Annotated in this window: 15 protein-coding genes; 5 read left to right on the top strand and 10 right to left on the bottom strand. The window is 56.0% G+C overall.

From position 1 onward, the window contains the following. Window positions 1-22 precede the first annotated feature (22 nt). From F8562_RS06105 to F8562_RS06090, 4 genes are read left to right on the top strand one after another with little or no spacing between them, the layout of a single operon-like run. Complete coding sequence (locus F8562_RS06105; RefSeq protein ID WP_014838322.1) at window positions 23-457, top strand: RidA family protein; 435 nt, start codon at window positions 23-25, stop codon at window positions 455-457. Next, window positions 454-1,128 (top strand): DUF1028 domain-containing protein, encoded by a 675-nt coding sequence (locus F8562_RS06100; protein ID WP_014229145.1) that lies wholly within the window; start codon window positions 454-456, stop codon window positions 1,126-1,128. Before F8562_RS06105 ends, F8562_RS06100 begins: the two co-directional genes overlap by 4 nt. Further along, window positions 1,121-2,290 carry an acetylornithine deacetylase gene (argE, locus tag F8562_RS06095; RefSeq protein WP_014838323.1) on the top strand — a complete coding sequence of 390 codons (1,170 nt, stop codon included), beginning with the start codon at window positions 1,121-1,123 and terminating at the stop codon, window positions 2,288-2,290. Before F8562_RS06100 ends, argE begins: the two co-directional genes overlap by 8 nt. A 23-nt stretch (window positions 2,291-2,313) precedes the next feature. Further along, window positions 2,314-3,129 carry a phytanoyl-CoA dioxygenase family protein gene (locus F8562_RS06090; protein ID WP_014838324.1) on the top strand — a complete coding sequence of 272 codons (816 nt, stop codon included), beginning with the start codon at window positions 2,314-2,316 and terminating at the stop codon, window positions 3,127-3,129. A gap of 124 nt (window positions 3,130-3,253) precedes the next feature. Here F8562_RS06090 and F8562_RS06085 read toward each other — a convergent pair whose 3' ends face one another. The 9 genes from F8562_RS06085 to F8562_RS06045 all read right to left on the bottom strand — a co-directional run bounded on the left by F8562_RS06085 (window position 3,254) and on the right by F8562_RS06045 (window position 12,080). Then, the gene (locus tag F8562_RS06085) at window positions 3,254-3,745 is read right to left on the bottom strand and encodes a DinB family protein (protein ID WP_014838325.1); all 492 of its coding nucleotides are present in this window, start codon (window positions 3,743-3,745) and stop codon (window positions 3,254-3,256) included. Between the two features lie 106 nt (window positions 3,746-3,851). Further along, window positions 3,852-4,388, bottom strand: coding sequence for a dihydrofolate reductase family protein (locus F8562_RS06080; protein WP_009652973.1), 537 nt, complete (start codon window positions 4,386-4,388; stop codon window positions 3,852-3,854). Between the two features lie 72 nt (window positions 4,389-4,460). Next, complete coding sequence (gene asd / locus F8562_RS06075; protein ID WP_014838326.1) at window positions 4,461-5,579, bottom strand: aspartate-semialdehyde dehydrogenase; 1,119 nt, start codon at window positions 5,577-5,579, stop codon at window positions 4,461-4,463. Window positions 5,580-6,189: 610 nt separating this feature from the next. Next, window positions 6,190-6,552 (bottom strand): cupin domain-containing protein, encoded by a 363-nt coding sequence (locus F8562_RS06070; protein ID WP_014229150.1) that lies wholly within the window; start codon window positions 6,550-6,552, stop codon window positions 6,190-6,192. 441 nt (window positions 6,553-6,993) lie between these two features. After that, complete coding sequence (locus F8562_RS06065) at window positions 6,994-7,563, bottom strand: XRE family transcriptional regulator (RefSeq protein ID WP_151891893.1); 570 nt, start codon at window positions 7,561-7,563, stop codon at window positions 6,994-6,996. 441 nt (window positions 7,564-8,004) lie between these two features. Then, window positions 8,005-8,805, bottom strand: coding sequence for a hypothetical protein (locus tag F8562_RS06060; RefSeq protein WP_014838330.1), 801 nt, complete (start codon window positions 8,803-8,805; stop codon window positions 8,005-8,007). Window positions 8,806-8,915: 110 nt separating this feature from the next. After that, a complete protein-coding gene (locus F8562_RS06055; protein ID WP_032720798.1) occupies window positions 8,916-9,839 on the bottom strand; it encodes an HlyD family secretion protein in 924 nt (307 codons plus the stop codon). Beyond that, complete coding sequence (locus F8562_RS06050; protein WP_014229155.1) at window positions 9,836-10,051, bottom strand: DUF1656 domain-containing protein; 216 nt, start codon at window positions 10,049-10,051, stop codon at window positions 9,836-9,838. Before F8562_RS06050 ends, F8562_RS06055 begins: the two co-directional genes overlap by 4 nt. Then, window positions 10,041-12,080: an FUSC family protein gene (locus F8562_RS06045; protein ID WP_014838332.1), complete on the bottom strand. Its 2,040-nt coding sequence runs from the start codon at window positions 12,078-12,080 to the stop codon at window positions 10,041-10,043. The genes F8562_RS06050 and F8562_RS06045 overlap by 11 nt, the downstream gene beginning before the upstream one ends. Before the next feature lie 77 nt (window positions 12,081-12,157). Between F8562_RS06045 and F8562_RS06040 the strand changes: the two genes are divergently transcribed. Then, complete coding sequence (locus tag F8562_RS06040; RefSeq protein ID WP_014838333.1) at window positions 12,158-12,952, top strand: AraC family transcriptional regulator; 795 nt, start codon at window positions 12,158-12,160, stop codon at window positions 12,950-12,952. Window positions 12,953-13,026: 74 nt separating this feature from the next. Here F8562_RS06040 and F8562_RS06035 read toward each other — a convergent pair whose 3' ends face one another. Beyond that, window positions 13,027-13,401 carry a helix-turn-helix domain-containing protein gene (locus F8562_RS06035; protein WP_004850429.1) on the bottom strand — a complete coding sequence of 125 codons (375 nt, stop codon included), beginning with the start codon at window positions 13,399-13,401 and terminating at the stop codon, window positions 13,027-13,029. Between the last annotated feature and the right edge of the window lie 179 nt (window positions 13,402-13,580).

Genomic DNA, 13,580 nt, shown 5'->3' with positions numbered 1-13,580 from the left:
GCCTGATTTGAGGACGTAACCTATGCCAACCCATACCCGTATTCGGATGTTTAACACCAAAGAAACCTATCCCAATCAGACGCTCAATAACGATCTGTGCCAGGCGGTGCGCGCGGGAAACACCGTGTACGTTCGCGGCCAGGTGGGTACCGATTTTGACGGCAATCTGATTGGGCTGGGCGACGCGCGTGCCCAGGCGGAACAGGCGATGAAGAACGTTAAACAGCTGCTGGAAGAGGCTGGCAGCGATCTGACGCATATTGTGAAAACGACGACCTATCTGATCGACCCGCGCTACCGTGAACCGGTGTACCAGGAGGTGGGGAAATGGCTCAAAGGCGTGTTTCCCATTTCGACCGGCGTGGTGGTATCGGCTCTCGCGCAGCCGCAGTGGCTGATGGAAATTGACGTCACGGCGGTGATCCCTGACGACTGGCATGCGCAGGAGGCACCATGACCCTCTCTATTTCCGCCCTGTGCCCGGAGTCAGGTCAACTGGGCATTGCGATTAGCTCATCCAGCATTGCCGTTGGCGCCCGCTGCCCGTGGCTGCTGGCGGGCGTTGGCGCGGTGTCCAGCCAGAACATCACGCTGCCCGCGCTCGGACCGCAGATCCTTGCCGGGCTTGAGGCGGGGCTCACGCCGCAGCAGGCCCTGACGCAGGCGCTGGGCGAAGACCGGTTTAGCGATTATCGCCAGGTGGCGGTCATCGACGCCAGCGGCGAGAGCGCCGTGTTCAGCGGCGAACATACGCTCGGCATCTGGCAGCTGGCGCAGGGCGAGAACTGCGTGGCGGCGGGGAATATGCTGGCCAACCCGCAGGTGATTACCGCCATGACGGCGGCGTTCGAAGCCGCCAGCGGCGAACTGGCCAGCCGCCTGATTGCGGCTCTGCAGGCGGGTATCGATGCGGGCGGCGAAGCCGGGCCGGAGCACTCGGCGGCGCTTAAAGTCGTGGAGGATTACGCCTGGCCAGTGGTGGATTTACGCGTCGACTGGGCGGAAGAACGCCCGGTAGCGGCGCTGGAAGCGCTGTGGCTGGCCTACGAGCCGCAGATGGAAGCGTATATCACCCGCGCGCTTGACCCGCGCGAAGCGCCGACCTACGGGGTGCCGGGCGATGAATAACCGCGTGCGTGAGATCCTCGGCGCGCTGCTGGCGTTTGATACCACCAGCCGCGAGTCGAATCTGGCGCTGATTGCCTGGATCGGCGACTTTCTGCGCGCGCGCGGCGTGACGTCGCAGCTGTTTTATGACGACGAAGGGCGCAAGGCAAACCTCTATGCCCGCCTTGGGCCAACCGGCCCCGGCGGGGTGATGCTCTCCGGCCATACCGACGTGGTGCCGGTGGATGGTCAGGCGTGGACGGTGCCGCCGTTCGCCCTTACCGAACGCGACGGGCGCTACTACGGTCGCGGCAGCGCGGATATGAAAGGGTTTATCGCCTGCGTGCTGGCGTCGCTGGAGGCGTTTCTTGCCGCGCCGCTGCGGATGCCTCTGCACCTGGGGTTCTCTTATGATGAGGAGGTTGGCTGCCTGGGCGTGCGCAGTCTGGTGGATTTTCTCCGCGCCTCCGCCGGCAAACCGGCGCTGTGCATTATCGGCGAGCCGACCGACATGCGCCCGGTCTACGGCCATAAAGGCAAGCTCGCGGTGCGCTGCCGCGTGGAAGGACACGCCTGCCACTCGGCCTACGCCCCGGAAGGAGTTAACGCGATCAGCTACGCGGCCAGGCTGATTTCCCGGCTGGACGCGCTGGGTGAAAGCCTTGCGCAGCAGCAGGATAGCCGGTTTTCGCCGCCCTCGGGCACGCTGCAGGTGGGGACGATTCACGGCGGCGCGGCGCTGAATATCGTTCCGCAATCCTGCTGGTTCGACTTTGAAATTCGCTATTTACCCGGCACGCGCCCGCAGGCCGTGACCGACGCCCTGGGCGATTATGCCCGCGAGCAGCTGCTTCCGGCGATGCGCAAGGTGGCGCAGCGCAGCGATATTCATTTCCAGACGCTGAGCCACTATCCGGGGCTGCTGAGCGACCCGCAGTCAGAGTTCGCCCGCTGGCTGGCGCAGTGGTGCGGCAGCGATGATTTCACCACCGTCGCCTACGGTACCGAAGGCGGCCTGTTTGACGAGGCGGGCGTTGCGACGCTGATCTGCGGGCCGGGCAGCATGGCTCAGGGCCACAAGGCGGACGAATATATCAGCATCCCCCAGACCGAACGCTGTATGGCGATGCTGGAAAACCTTTGCGCCTGGATGCGCGCCGATCCCTCCGATTCTCTTCGCTGATTTATCAACACAGGATGGCGACTATGCAAAACCCGAACTCCCCGCTTATTGATCAACAGACCATCGACCGCTGGCAGGCCGACGGCGTCGTGCTACTTAAAGGCGTGTTCACGCCGTGGATCGAGAGCCTGTCGCGCGGCGTCGCCGCGCTGATGGCGAACCCCAGCGAGTACGGTCACGCGCGAACGGTGATCCCCGAGGACGGCTCGGCGCCGTTTTTTCAGGACTATTGCAACTGGCAACGAATCCCGGAATTTCGCGATTTTGTTTTTCAGTCGCCGGCGGCGGAGATCGCCGCGGCGCTGATGGGGTCGCAGACGGCGAAGTTTTTCCACGAGCACACGCTGGTGAAACAGCCCGGCGGCAGTACGGTAACGCCATGGCACCACGATCAGCCCTATTACTGCGTGGAGGGGCGGCAGAATGTCAGCCTGTGGATCCCGCTCGATCCGGTAGCGGAGACGATTTCTCTGCGCTGTATTCGCGGTTCCCATCGCTGGGACGATGAGTTCAGCCCAACGCGGTTTAACGGTTCAAAGCTCTATTCCCATTCGCGCTTTAAAGAGCTGCCGGACATTGATGCCCATCAGGAGGATTACGATATCGTCAGCTGGGCGCTGGAGCCGGGCGATGCGGTCGCTTTTCATTTCCGCACGCTGCATGGGGCAAAGGGCAATTCAACCGCCCGCGCGCGGCGGGTATTTTCCGCCCGTTGGGTAGGGGATGATGCGACATTCGCCGACCGTGGCGGCGTGACGTCGCCGCCGTTTCCGGGGCTTAAGCTTCGCGACGGAGAGCCGCTTGTCGCCGATGAGTTTCCGCAGGTCTGGCCGCGGTAGCGGCGGCAGGGCGGGCGAGGCCCCGCCCATCTTGCGGCGAAAGGTTTTCACTCACTGACTGAGGGAATTGAAGCTCCTTAATTTTTTGCTGTAAGGGCTAAGGGGGAAAATTGATATGACTCGGTTACTCGTGGTTATGATCTCTTAGAAAGACGGTCAGTACGTCCTTGGGTGGGGTTACACCACTTTCTGAAAGTAGCCAACCTACAGCGCCGCGATGATATGTTCCGTGAAACAGCACATGATTGAGCATATCGACCGCCTTCATCTCACCCGGTCCGCCATCGACAAACTGGAATTTAATGGTTTCAGCAAGGTCAACGGGGGACATAGCATTGACGTATTGAATATACCAGTCTGTACATTCAGTCATCGTTCTCAGAAGCTCATCGGCAGAGGGCGTCTCTGGCGTGTTCAGTGCGGTGTAGGAGTGCTTCTGGCCGGTAATGTTAGCGCGGAAGATCATATCAACCACATGTATGTGATTCATTAATCTGAGCGTCAGATGGTGTTTTTCTGCATTCGCAGACGCATCAATTCTTTTAATCGCTTGTAGCGTTTCAATATCTATCCAGCGTTTGTATCTAAACAGCGTAGCTATTTTGTCAGTACCCATGCGTCACCTCTTTTATCTATTTTGTGATTATATCAGTAACATTCAGTACCGCTGGCAGGGCGGTACTATTGCTTTAGCGTAGGCCGCCGTCAGGTTTATATGCCGTTTATGACGTCAGCCGATAGTGCGACTGCACCAGTCCCGAAGGGAAGCTGCGGCTTGATAACAGCGTCAAATCGATATCCCTGGTCAGGGATCCGAACAATGGTTTTCCCGAACCGAGCAGGACAGGAACGGTCGTGATAACGATATCGGCGACCAGACCTTCACGCAGGAACGACTGTATTACCTGCCCGCCATCCAGATAGACGCGATGCGCGTTTTGCGCCGCCAGGTCAGCAAGCACTTCCCCCGGCGTGCGGCTTGAGAGCTGCACTTTGCCCTTCAGCGCCTCGGGAATGGCGGTATCGGTTAGCTGTCGGGAGAGAACCAGCACGGGTCGATCGTAAGGCCATTGGTCAAAAGTCAGCGCTTTCTCATAGCTCCCCCGGCCCATCACGATCCAATCTTTGTCCGCGATGAATGCGGCATAGCCATGATCTTCTGTTGGGTCATCGCGCTGCAACAGCCAGTCGATATCGCCATCCTGTCGGGCGATATAACCATCAAGACTGACCGCGATAAAAACATGTGTGGTGACCATCAAGTGCTCCGTATACAGCTTATATTTATGCCGTTGAGTTTAGGGGGAGGTGTTTTGTCCACATAATATGATTCAAGCTTTTCCAGCCAAAATATTCAACATGCGGCGCAATGGTTCCGCTGCTCCCCACAATAGCTGATCGCCGACCGTCAGGACCGAGTAGATCGGTTCATTGTTTAGCGACATTTTCTTGTAACGACCAATACCCACCTTAAGCGAACCGCTGATACAGGCCGGTGTCAGGGTACTGACACTCTCTTCCTTGTTATTGGGCACATAGTTAACCCAGGGGTGGGAATTCATCACTAATTCGGCAAATTCCTCTTCGTTGACTTCACGCTTGAGCTTAAGGGTTATAGCAGCGCTGTGGCAGCGGATCACGCCGACGCGTATGCATAAGCCGTTTACCGGGATCGTACCGGGAGACAGGCCTAAAATTTTGTTGGTTTCCGCCTCACCTTTCCATTCTTCACGGCTATTGCCATCGCCTAAATCGCTGTCAATCCAGGGAATGATGCTGCCCATCAAAGGTGCACCGAAGTTCTGGGTCGGCATATCAGCGCTGTTAATCAATTCACTGACCTTATTAACTAACGGAAGCACTGAACCTGAGGATGCCAGCTCATCCGGAGATAAATGGCGGCTTATGTAAGCACTTTGCGCAATGAGTTCCCGTACATACTGTGCACCAGCACCCGATGCGGACTGGTAGGTCATCACACTCATCCATTCGATCAAGTCAGCCTTTATCAACCCAGCCAGCCCCATAAGACTCAGCGTAATGGAACAGTTGCCGCCGACAAAAAGTTTAATACCTTCTTTAATTGCACGATCGATATTGTTGCGGTTGACGGGGTCGAGAATAATGCAGGCTTTCTCATCCATCCGCAGCGCTGAAGCCGCGTCAATCCAGTAGCCTTCCCAGCCATGGTTAAGCAAAGCAGGGTATATTGCTTTGGTATAATCCCCGCCCTGGCAGGTGATGATGATGTCCATTTCGGCCAGCGCACTTACAGAATTAGCATCTTTAAGTGTGTAGCTGACGCCATCAATGACAGGACCGGCGGCTCCTGCACTGGAGGTGCTGAAAAAATGCGCTGATATATTGTCGAAGTCGTTCTCTTCGATCATTCGCTGTAGCAAAACAGAACCGACCATTCCTCGCCAACCAACAATGCCAACCTGCTTCATTTGCTTAATCCTGATTACGTTATGAGAATGTTAATTTTCTTCGGAGCACGTTATATCTCATTCCAAATTAAAGGTCATTACGAACAACATCCGATTCCATCATTATTAAAATCTTTCATCTGGCATCAGCGATTTTTATCTCTTTCACAGCTAAAAAATCATAACCTGTTGACCTGCGGCATTTGTATTTAAAGGCAAGAACAGGCGTAAGACATCCGCTTCTGGCACACAACAGCCAGACTGAACAAAGCCAGGGTTTGCAATGAGCGGGGAGCGGACGCTGGTTTACCGCGCCTTGTCATGGTAAATATCTGGCAGCAAGAGCCGTGCTTCGTTCAGTTAATATAGTGGAATCGATTTTTATTTGAGGTTATAGGGAAAAGCCGCTCTATGATCTTTTCTGTCCCTGATAGTTAATGAATAAGTAATAAATGAAGGTTAGCAAATAATGAAGTCAGTTCAGCCAACAATGATTGCCGCCGCCGAAACTCGCGGCGGTAGGGGAGTAATGGTGACTGACTCCTGATAAAACAGATTCTCACGCCCCGCCAAACCTGACGGGGAAGGAAATCTCTCCGTTCAGAACGTTCTGAGACGTCAGGAGGCGCGACTATAGTCTATCCAGCTCATGTACAGTACGTTCATTGACGATATTGCCCGTATTCAGCGTCGTTTTTGGCTCAAGTAAAACGACGCAGCACTCTTCAGTTAACGCTTCAGGACAATGCTCGGTTCCTTTCGGCACAATGATAAACTCACCCGCTTCAAGCACGATATCGCCCGTTCTTAACCCCATTCGCAAGCGGCCGCTGATAACAAGAAAAAGCTCGTCCTCATGCTCATGATGATGCCAGTCAAACTTTCCGGCTAACTTAGCCAGTTTGACATACTCGTTATTAATTTCGCCGACAATTTTGGGGCTCCAGCATTCGCTGAACAGAGCAAAACTTTCTTTTAAATTAACTTTATGCACTCATCTTCTCCGTCACATATATAATCCAGATGGATTTATTTGGCATAGTAAAAGAACCGACAATGGTAGCGCGGTGCGCTACCGGAAGGTTGATATTCATTGCTAAAAAAACTCCGGCGGACCAAAGATAAATTGGCCGTAACATGGCCAGCTTTCTGGCGCTAACAACTGCTTCGCATTGCGGAAAATACAGCGCAGGGAAGCCGGTGCTGTTGTTCGAAATAACAATACAGTCAGCCCGCACGCAGAACAATGGGTTTCCCGGTTACGGGCGCAATAATTTATCAATACGAAATCAGTCGGCTGAATTTACTTCATTTTATTTATAAAAGAATTTTCCGCCTGGCTTTCAGGAGAGCGTTTTTGTTTCTTTAAGTGAACACATGTCCGCTCTTCGGCATTTTATCAGAGGGCTCCTGGCCAGGTAATCGCGTAGAGGAGTTAACCTGGCTCGAGGTGAGTCATCACCACCGTTGCGCTAATCGCCGTCTCTTTTGAGCTGTATGTGTGCGCAACCTGCGCGGAGAAAGCGTAAAAATCCACGGGTTCTAATGTGATGACTTCGTACTGACTAAAGCGCAGATGCAGGGTGCCGCTGTGAACCAGAATATGTTCATGCGACCCGTCTGAATGCCCGGGGCTGTGGATGGTGACCTGCGGCTCCATTTGCAGCAACCATATCTCGGAGGTATTGCCGGGGCCGATGCGGAATTTCATCATTTGTGAATATTCGCCCGGTGCGGGACGATGCTTATCAAAACAGGGATATATCCTGCTGCCGCCGCTCAGTAAATCGCCAACCGGTAAACGTAATGCAGTGGCGATAGCGTCCAACGTATCGACACGGGGGCTGGAAAATCCTGACTCCAGTTTGGATAATGCCCCCTTTGAAACCCCTGACAATTTAGACAGGTCGTTTAACGAAATCCCCCGTGACTGCCGCAGTCGTCTTATTTTATTGCCGATATTTAATGACAACGCAGCAGGTTTATCGTGTCCTGAATCAGCCATTATTGCGACCCTCCCCGAGCGTGGCTTTCTCATATGAATAAATGCCCGCCCAGTTGTGATCGCGGTAAGGACATGACGATGCTGTCGCCGGCCTGATATAGCATAGCTGCATCAACAGGCAGCAATTTATCACGCGCCCGCAATGCCTGGATACTCTATTTATCCATTCAGATGACCCCCCCTGGGGTTTACAGACTCATGAGGGGCCGCCTGAAAAACGGGAAATATGGCACATCAAGTAAAAATTTTAGCGCTCAGATGTTGATGGGCTGCTTTGAACGATAAGCCGGTCTCCAATGATTTGTATCAGACTCTCTGACGAGAGTTCCATTGGTCGCGAGTGGTTTCCCGGATAGCGGTGTTTGTCCTGGGATTTGAGTATTGGCGGCATCTTCCACGATAGTTTTACATTCCGGCCATGTAAGCGGCCGGAAGTATCGTTTAAACCCGTTCAGAATACGCTTTCAGCATGGCAAGGAGCGCCCGTCGTGCCGCATCGTCCGCGATATTTTCAGGCAGCGCATCAGCGCGCAGATTGATATAAGCGTCAACCGCCTTTCTGATGGCGATGCTGACGGAGTCACGATCGTGCGTGGCCAGCGTGGAGGTCAGCAGGCCCTCAGGATCGATATTGTGGCATTCAATGCGGCGAACCCCACGCTGCGGTAGATTGGCGCGGCGGTACAGCATCGGTCCCAGCACTTGCTCCCGGAAGAATGACAGCATACCCATCGCTTCGAAAAGTTCGCCCCTTCCCAGTTTAACCACCGCATAATGAAGCCAGATCCAGGCTCGGGACTCAAACCACTCCGGCGTCATGTCAGGCCACTGGGCACGAAATTGTGCCAGATGTCGCTCCAGGGCATGGCGATCGCGAGAAAATAACACTACCGGCTCCTCAACGCGTTGAGTGAGCATGTCCAGGGTGACAAATTTCAGATCGACATGGAGGAGTTCAGGGCCATACAGGCATATCAGCAGGCGAGGCTCTCCGACATGTTCCCCGGTGAACGCATGCAGCAGGTTGCCTGCAGTTCCGGCGAACGCCACACGCTGCGCCATGATTTCATCATAGTAAAGAGGGTCTACTACAACGACAAAATCCAAATCGGAGTATTTATCAAATCCGCCATGAATAAGCGATCCGCCCGCGAGCAGGGAGTGAATCCGGGCGTCAGACTGAACGTTAAGCTTGAGTTGCTCTGCAAAACTTCTGTGTAAATCGGGTAACGTACTAAGCATACTTTTTCCTGTTCACAAAAAATACAAAGCATTATAGAATATCGAGTTCGGTATATTCGGGCCAGATATTTTTGCAGGAAGCGTCGTTTCCTCATTGAGTCTCGGGTCCACTATGGGTGGATAGCCTGAGCCACGTAGCCCGATCCTCCGCTACGCCCGCCGTCAGGGCTTTCAGGCAGGATGGAAACGCTGGCGGATAGTCCCGCCACCAGTTCAATCCCTTCCGGTATCTTATCTAACTGAATACGAACGGGGACTCGCTGCGCAAGTCGCACCCAGCTGAAGGTGGGATTGACATCCGGTAGTCCCAGCCCGCCGGTCTCGTCATTGCTATCATCGATCCCCCGGCCGATACTCTCCACGTGCCCGGTGATGAGCGGGTCAAACCCCATCAGAGAAATGTGTGCGGCGCTCCCGACGCGAATATGACGCAGCTTAGTCTCTTCAAAATAGCCCACCACCCAGAAACTGTGCGCATCGACCACGGCGATCTTTGTCTCCCCCGCCGCGGCGTAGTCGCCGGGGCGGAGCCGAAGATGCGTCACGTAGCCGGTAACCGGGGCGCGCACCGTTGCATGGGATAAATTCAGCTGCGCCAGTTCCAGCGCAGCCAGCGCCCCCTGATAATTGGCCGCCGCGACGCGCGCTGCGCTGCCTGTTTGCTGGATATCCTCGCCGGAAATGACCCCTTTGATGAGCGCGCGTCGCCGGGCGGCATCCTGGCGCATCAGCATTTCATGACGTTTTGCTTCGACGTCGGCCTGCGCGCTGAGCACCGCCAGCTTCAGCCAGCGCGGGTCGATGGCATAAAGCACATCGCCGCGGTTAACCCACTGATTATCCCGCACCGCCACGCTGCTCACCGGCCCGGAAACATCCGGCGCAATCTGCACCACATCTGCCCGAACCCGGCCATCGCGCGTCCAGGGCGTCTGCGCATACTGTTTCCAGAAAATAAACGCCACGCAGGCCGCTACCGCTACTGCGATTAACGTCAGCGCGTAACGGCCCAGCAAAGAGAAAAAAGATTTCATGCGAATAACCCCAGTGTGGTCAGGCCCTGCAAAAGCAGGAAAAAGGTCACGATATAGGTTGAAACATCAAGCAGCGGGCGTAAGGGCAAGCGGCGGTAAAGCCTGCTGCAGGAGAAAAGCGGTACGAGTAACAGCGTACAGACCAGGGCAATGAGCGCGGTCAGCAGCAGTCCGGGGATAAAAACGCCCCCGATATTGATGTCATTTATCATGGGTGGGTTCCTCGTTCTGCGTCCGTAACGCGCAGTGCAGATCGACCAGTCGGTCGATAAACCGGCATGATTGTTCATCCCTCGCGGGCAAGCAGCTGCCCACCATGGCGGCAATGCGCTCGCGTAAGGCTTCGGTCTCCGTTGCGCGGGTAAGACGAGAAAGGACATCGTGGATATCGCTGCCGGCGGGCGTTTCGCAACGGCGCAGGCGCATCACGCAGAGGCCTATGCGCAGAAAGTGCACCAGGCGATCGAGCGCCCGGGCGGAGGACTGCCCGCTGCGCGGCAAGCGTGGTAGCAGCAGGGCGGCCCGGTCGATCATCAGATTGGTCCAGTGCGTTTCATCGCCTTTAAATACGCCGCTCACGCTGCGGCGAATATCGCGTTGGCACAGTTTCAGCAGACGCTTTATCGCCGCGTCCGCCTGTACGGTTTGCAGCAGACTCATGCCGATAACCGCAAAGCCGGTCGCGAAAAACAGGGCGATCGCGGTGTTGGCCGCGTCGGCGAAGTCGCCGCTGTAGCGCGCGCCCAGCTCGCACAGTACCGGCAGCGTCAGGGTTATCCCCATGGCCATAAAGGTCGTGGGGGGCCGCGCCTGCAGCGATCCGGCAAGCAGATAGACCGGGGCAAGCACCGCCACCAGCACGGGGAAATCGCTGAGCGGAGGAAGCAGGGCGAAGCTATAGATAAGGCTTATCACTACGCCCCAGACAGAGCCGATAATATATTTCACAATATGCGGGGCCGGCGTGTCGAAACTGCCAAACAGCGTGCAGCAAACCCCGAGAATCGACACCGCCGTGCCGCCATCGGGCCAGGCAGAGTAAATCCATAGCAGACAGCCGCTCAGAATGATGACAAAAGCGCCCAGCGCCGTGCGGGCGGCGCTGAGGGGATCGCGATGGAAAACGTATCCTGTCGCCGCACGATCTTCCGCCTGCGCTGGCGCAGGTCTGGCGTGATGAATGGCCTCCGAAAGCCGCTCACACTGTTGCAGGAGGGTAATCAACTCAGCGATGTAGCGTAAGAAATTTACCCGCAGCGCATCTTCAAAGGTCAGCGCCTGCGCCGCGAGCCGCCGCGCTAACTGGGCGCTGCGCTGGTGCAGCGCTTCTGCGGCGTTTTTGCGTTGGCCGGTATCGTCGCAGGTCAGCCAGACCTGCACGTCATTCAGTAGAGTCTGCATCGCGGCGGGCATCTCGGCGATGGTCTGCAAACGATCGCGTACTTCGCCGTTGACAATCACTAACCGCGCCAGCCTGTCATGGAGCGCTTTCCTGGCCTGGCGGGCCGGAACCGAAAGGGCAAAATCATACGGGATATGGTGGCTGATGCCCTGCAGAAACTGTAGCGCCAGCGCCAGATGCAGCGGCTCTGACTGCGCGTCGGCCTTGCCTGCCAGGGTGTCGGCAATCCGCTGGCGCGCGGCGTGCAGCGTCTGGGCTAATTTGCTGTTGAACAGCCCTGATATCCGGGCAGGTAAAATGTAGCGGTGAATCAGCGCGGCGCAGACGATACCGATAGCGATTTCCTGTACCCGGATGAGGGCGATGTTAAACACCGTGCCGGGATCGGCGACGGCGGGAAAACCAATCAGGCTTGCGGTATAACCGGCCAGCACAAAGGCATAGGCGCGGGGCGTGCGTTCAAGCAGGGATAAATAGAGGCAGAAGGTGATCCAGCCAGCCAGAATCACGCTACAGAGAATTGGCGTATTCACAAACGTCGGCACAATCAATACCGTGGCCCCCGCGCCGGCCACGGTACCGGCCAGGCGATAAAGGCTTCTGCTCAGGGACGCGCCCACCGAGGTTTGCGACACGATGTAGACGGTGATGATGGCCCATGAGGGCCGTTCAAGGCCAATCGCCAGGGCAACGTAATAGGCGAGCATCGCGGCGGCAAAACTCCTGACGGAATAGAGCAGGGCATGGGCGTCGCTCAGCAGCGAGGGAGAGGCTATGCGGCCTGACCAACGGCTTATCGCGTGTAAAAAACGGCTGTGATGGGAAGTTAATGTGCTCATGCCGGGAATTATTCCCGCTTTGCGCGTCTCCTTAAATACTCTATTCTGTCAAAAAATACCTAAATGTTGCCAATGAGATGCCAACCAGACTTGCCCATACCCTGTTTGATCCCGATAGCACGCCGAGCCCTGCCGTCGCGCGGCATATTGATTTCGTTGATTACGCGGCAGAAGTGCCGGTTCATACCCACCGTAAGGGACAACTGATCGTTGCCCTCTATGGGGCGGTGATTTGTCGTGTGGAAAACGATATCTGGATAGTGCCGCCAGACTGCGCGGTGTGGATCCCCGGCGGGATCCCGCACAGCGCCAAAGCGACCTGGAATGCGCATCTCAACTATTTGTTTATTGAACCCGGCGCCGCCGCGCTGCCGGAGAAATGCTGCACGCTGGCGATTTCGCCGCTGATTAAAGCGTTAGTTGACCGCTTAACGAATGCGGACGTCGATTACGCCGCGGAGAGCCATGTCGGCAGGCTGACCAGAGTGACGCTCGATGAGCTGGCCACCATGCCGCAGCAGAAACTGAGCCTGCCGGTTTCGGCGCATCCTAAGATCCGCGCCATGGCGGATGCGCTGGTCAGCCACCCGGAGGATCGCAGCACCTTTAAAGTTTGGGCGAAACGGCTGGCGCTCAGCGAGCGCTCATTAGCGCGCCTGATGCTGCGCGAGACCGGCCTGACCTTCGGGCGATGGCGTCAGCAGCTGCACTTGATTATTGCCCTGCGGGAGCTGGCAAGCGGGGTATCGGTGCAAAACGTGGCGGCTAATCTGGGGTATGAGTCGGTCAACGCGTTTATCACCATGTTCAGAAAAACGATGGGGAGCACGCCCGCGCACTATTTTGCCGGTCGAAGGACGGCAGATCCCTGAGCGGCGCGCAGGCTGGATGCGGAGTGAGGCGCTTAATATCCGCCGCGGCCACAGCGCCGCGGCGAGCGCAAAATTTAGTCAGAGAAGGGCGGGGTCGGCTGGCGTAATCCCGTCGTATCCGGGTTGCCGATGCTGCGGCGCCATGCGCCGGGGGCCTGGCCGAACTGACGCTTGAAGCTGCGGTTGAAGGACTGCTGGGAGTCAAAGCCCAGGGCGATCGCCACGTTCAAAATCGGTTCGTCGCTGTGGGCTAAGCGCTCGACCGATTTTTGTAGCTTTTGTGCGCGAATATACTCGGCGAGAGGATAACCGGTATGCTCCTTAAATAGCCGCTGCAGATGCCATTTCGAATAGCCTGCTCGCCTGGCGACGGTGCCAATGTCCAGACGGCTATCAAGATTGTTGTCGATCCAGTCGAGTAAATCGTGAATGAATGCGCCAGTGTTCATCTGATGTACCTCTACGCAGCGTCTAAAAAAAGCATCTTTATCTGTTGCATTTAAAGGTGGCCCGTTTTCGCGTTAATTGCAAGTTTTATTGTTGCATTTAAATCCATGCCGGAAACGCGCCATTTTTAGGCGCCAGGAATAGCACATAAAGTGCAACAATTATTCTTGCACTAAATTTA

Origin of the sequence: Klebsiella sp. RCJ4, from assembly GCF_009025755.1 — a bacterium.
In the GTDB taxonomy this organism is placed as follows: domain Bacteria; phylum Pseudomonadota; class Gammaproteobacteria; order Enterobacterales; family Enterobacteriaceae; genus Klebsiella; species Klebsiella michiganensis.
Note: the sequence above shows the minus strand (reverse complement) of the source record. Positions and strands in the feature narration are given on the sequence as shown.